The 4,279-nt window shown below is 70.0% G+C and carries 4 protein-coding genes; 2 read left to right on the forward strand and 2 right to left on the reverse strand.

Going from position 1 to position 4,279, the window contains the following annotated elements; translation table 11 throughout:
• Nucleotides 1-607, reverse strand: a 607-nt coding sequence (locus HHX37_RS35280; protein ID WP_182888169.1) for an ATP-binding cassette domain-containing protein, incomplete at its 3' end; no start/stop codon positions are given.
• Between the two features lie 396 nt (nt 608-1,003).
• A complete protein-coding gene (locus tag HHX37_RS35285; RefSeq protein ID WP_310738327.1) occupies nt 1,004-2,302 on the reverse strand; it encodes an ROK family transcriptional regulator in 1,299 nt (432 codons plus the stop codon).
• Nucleotides 2,303-2,548: 246 nt separating this feature from the next.
• Between HHX37_RS35285 and HHX37_RS35290 the strand changes: the two genes are divergently transcribed.
• Nucleotides 2,549-3,835 carry an ROK family transcriptional regulator gene (locus HHX37_RS35290; RefSeq protein WP_111701059.1) on the forward strand — a complete coding sequence of 429 codons (1,287 nt, stop codon included), beginning with the start codon at nt 2,549-2,551 and terminating at the stop codon, nt 3,833-3,835.
• Nucleotides 3,836-4,083: 248 nt separating this feature from the next.
• On the forward strand, nt 4,084-4,279 hold a 196-nt coding region (locus HHX37_RS38065; RefSeq protein ID WP_310740677.1), incomplete at its 3' end, for a ThuA domain-containing protein.

Consider the following 4,279-nt stretch of genomic DNA (forward strand, 5'->3'; position numbering starts at 1 on the left):
CCCCGATCTGCCGGATCTCCTCCAGCCGATGCGAGATATAGATCACCGCCACCCCCTGCGCGGTCAGATCCCGGATCACCCGAAACAGGTTGTCCACCTCGTCATGAGCCAGCGCCGCCGACGGCTCATCCATGATGATCAACCGCGCCGAATGCGACAACGCCCGCGCCATACTCACGATCTGCTTGTGCGCCGGCGACAACCGGCCCACCTCCATCCGCGGCCGGATCTCCCCATGACCCAACCGCTTCAACAACTCAGCCGCCGCCCGCTCGGCCTCCCCCCGGCGCGAGAACCCCAACCGAGCCCGCTCATGACCCAGATAGATGTTCTCGGCCACACTCAACCCGTCCACCAGGTCGAGCTCCTGATAGATCGTGGCGATGCCCTGCCGGATGGCGGCCGTCGGGCTGGTCAGCCGGACCTCCTGGCCGTCGAAGGTGATCGTTCCCTCGTCGGGCTGGTGCGCCCCGGCCAGAGTCTTGATCAGGGTGGACTTTCCGGCGCCGTTCTGGCCGAGCAGGCAGTGCACCTCACCGACGCGGACATCGAGGTCGACGCCGTTCAGGGCACGCACACCGGGGAACTGCTTGACGATGCCTCGCATCTCCAGCAGGGACGACTCGGACGATGACGGCTGCACAGAGGCCTCCTAGGGGTGGGTGCGGCCGGGCCCCGCCCGCCTGACGGCGCCGGCTGGCACCGCCGCTACGGCACCGATGTCGGCGTCAACGATGCCGACGCGGCTCCGGACAGCCGTACAGGCGGGCGGGACGTTCTTGTGGGATAGGGCTCGGAATGGCTAAATGGTGGTGGTGATCCCGTCCGCCTGACCGCATGTCCCATCGCCACGGCACGCGGGATGGGCGGGGGGGAGTACCGAGCGGGGAGCACGGTCAGGCGGACGGGACGTTCGAAGGGGACGGCTGAGGAGAGGATGGGGGGTCGGAACCGGCCCGCGGACAGAGGCGTCCGCCGCCGGACAGGTCGTCGGAGTTCTCGATCACCCCGATGGCAGCGGATGTCGGATCGATATGGCGGTGGGATCGGACAGCGCTCGTTCGACGACGACACCGGCCGCTCCACGTGCCGCCGCCCCGAAGCCGAGATCGGATGCGACGAACCGGCAGCGTTCGACGGCGCCGGTCATGCCCAGACGCGTCAGCTCCTGCCGGGCGGCGGGGATGAGCCGGTCGGCGAGCCTGGCGAAGTAGCCACCGAGCACGATGACTCGTGGGTTGAAGAGGTTGACCAGCACCGACGCGCCGAGCCCGAGCCACCGGCCCACCTCCGCGATGGCGGCTTCGACCCTCGGGTCGCCTTCCGCCCGCCGCTGCTCGATCTCGGCCAGCCGTTCCTCCGGATCACGGACGATCTGCCGGCCCATGCCGTACGCACGGTCGGGTGTGGCCATGCGCACCAGCGCCGCCAGTCCGACCTTGGTCTCCCAGCAGCCGACACGGCCGCAGCGGCAGGGCTCACCGGCGGGATCGACCATTATGTGACCGACCTCCCCGGCGAATCCGTCCGCTCCACCCAGCAACCGCCCGCCGGAGATTACACCGCCTCCGACGCCCACCTCGCCGGTGAGGTAGACCAGGTCGGACGTGCCGGCCTCGGAGCCGGAAGTGTACTCGGCCAGCGCGGCGAGGTTGGCGTCGTTGTCCACCACGATGGGGATGTCCGGGCGGATGCCCGCCTGGGACAGCCGCTCCGCGACCGCCACTCCGTGCCAGCCGAGGTTCGGCGCCACGACGACGGTGCCGGTGATCGTGTCGACGAGGCCCGGGATGGCCACGGTGACACCCGCGGGCGTCACCCCGAGCCGGTCGAGGTCGGCCAGGGTCTTCTCGACCACGAGGGCCAGTTCGTCGAGCGAGCGCTCCGGGCTGGACCCCATCGCGTCGAAGCCGACGCGCCGGTCCACGAGCACCCGGCCGGCCAGATCGGTGGCGATGGCGGCGATGTAGTCGACGTTGACCTCCACGCCCAGGGCGCCGACACGCGAACCGTCGAGGGCGAGCGCGACGCTCGGGCGGCCGACGGAGCCCGCGTGCTGCGGTCCCGTCTCCATCACCAGCCCGCGTGCCTGCAACTCGCTGACCAGGCTGGTGACGGTGGTCTTGTTCAGCCCGGTGGCGAGCGCGACAGCCGACCGGGAGCACGGGCCCGAGGCGCTCACGTGACGCAGCACCAGAGCGAGGTTGGAACGGCGCACGGTGGCCTGGTCAGCGGGAACACCCGCGGACAGACCGCGACTCAACGAGTCGCCCGTACGGCCGTCGGCCCTGCTTCGGTCCACGCCTCTCCCTCAATTAGTTCGTGTGGCTCGCCGAATTAATGCCAGCGACTTCCGGAAGACGCAAGACTGAAACCGGTTGCAGGTTCCGTAACAGTCCGATAACCCCAGGTACAGATGGTCGTTGAGCTGCGGTTGGGCCGCCGATGCCAACTCGTTACTCGACAGATGGGTGCAGGTCCGGACATCCTCGTGTTACAACGCTGATTAATTGATCTCAGAGACAAACAAAGGGCGGGTGAGGGTCAGGTGACGTACGAGCCGAACCTCCTCCGCACCTCCGCCGGCGCGACGCCGACGGCGGCGGGCCCCGCGGCCCTGCGCAGGGCGAACCTCTCACTGGTGCTGCGCGAGCTGCGTGACCACGAGTCCCTGTCCCGCGCCGACATCGCCGACGCGACCGGGCTCCACCGGGCCACCGTCTCCAACCTCATGGCCGAGCTGCTCGAGCGGCGGCTGGTGCGGGAGGTCGGCGTCGAGCACGTGGGCGCGATCGGCCGGCCCAGGCGGGCGGTGGCGCTGCACGGCGCGCACGTCGGCGCCCTCGGACTGGAGATCAATGTCGACTACATCGCGGTCCACGGCACCGACCTCAGCGGCCGGGTGCTGGTCGAGCGCCGCGTGGCCTTCGACACGATGGGCAGCGGCACCGACAGAGCCGTCCGCCGCCTCGGGCTCGTCGCCAAGGAGGCCGCGGAGGCTATGGAACGTGCCCGGGCCGTCCCCGCCGGCGTCGCGGTGGCCGTCCCCGGCCTCGTGGACGTGGCGCGCGGCGTGGTGACGCTCGCGCCCAACCTCTACTGGCACGATCTGCCGCTGGCGGACGAACTGACCTCCATGCTCAGGCCTCTGGACGTTCCGGTGAGGGTGGACAACGACGCCAACCTCTCCGCGCTGGCCGAGTTCACCTCGGGCGTCGCCGCCGGCACGCCCGACCTGGTCTATCTCACCGGAGAGGTCGGCGTCGGCGGTGGCATCATCTCGGGCGGCAGGCTCCTGTGCGGAGCGGACGGCTACTCCGGCGAGGTCGGGCACCTGCGGGTCGACCCCAACGGCGACCAGTGCGGCTGCGGCCGCGTCGGATGCTGGGAGACCAAGGTCGGGCTGGCCGCACTGGTCCGCGCGGCCATGCCCGAGCAGGCGTACGGGCTGCCCGGCATGCCGGTGCCCGACCCCGACGAACGCGTGGCCGACATCGCCCGGGGCCTTTCATCGGGCGACCGGCGCATGACGCAGGCGGTCGCGCAGGTCGGCCAATGGCTCGGGCTCGGCGGCTCGATCCTGGCCAACCTGTTCAACCCCCGCGTGATCGTCATCGGAGGCTACTTCGCCTCGCTGGCCCAGTGGCTCCTGCCCCACGCGCAGGACCAGCTGAACCGGCTGGTGGTGGCCGGCTCCGGCGCTCAGTGCCGGTTCGTCGCCTCCACGCTCGGCTTCGGCGCCGCGTCACGTGGCGCCGCGAGCATGGTGGTCGACCAGATCATCGCCGACCCGACCTCGATCCTCGATTCATTACCCCGGCCGGCAGTTCACTGACGGCCCCCACAGACCTGGAACGGCACCTTCCAGCACCCCGAAACACCCCCGGAATATCCACTACGACCAAGTGGCAACAAGCGCGGCGGCGCGCGCCTTGCCTGACCTTCCCCCCAGTCAGGAAAGGGTTCTCCATGTCTCCACGTTCTCGAACGTGGGCCAGGCTGCTCAACGCGGCCCTGCCAACCAACGGACGACGTCCGAAACGTCTGAGCGCGGCGACGACGGCCATCGCCCTCGCCGCGCCAGTGATCACTCTCCTCGCGGCGCCGGTGAGCGCCGAGGCCGCCACCACGGCGGCCACGGCGGCCCCTGATTTCAAGGTGCTCGTCTTCTCGAAGACGACCGGTTTCCGGCACGACTCGATCCCCGAGGGGATCGCGGCGGTGCAGAAGCTCGGCCAGGAGAACAACTTCGCGGTCGACACGACCGAGGACAGCGCGG

The sequence above is a fragment of the Microbispora sp. H10885 genome (assembly GCF_014161415.1).
Taxonomy (GTDB): Bacteria; Actinomycetota; Actinomycetes; order Streptosporangiales; family Streptosporangiaceae; genus Microbispora; species Microbispora triticiradicis.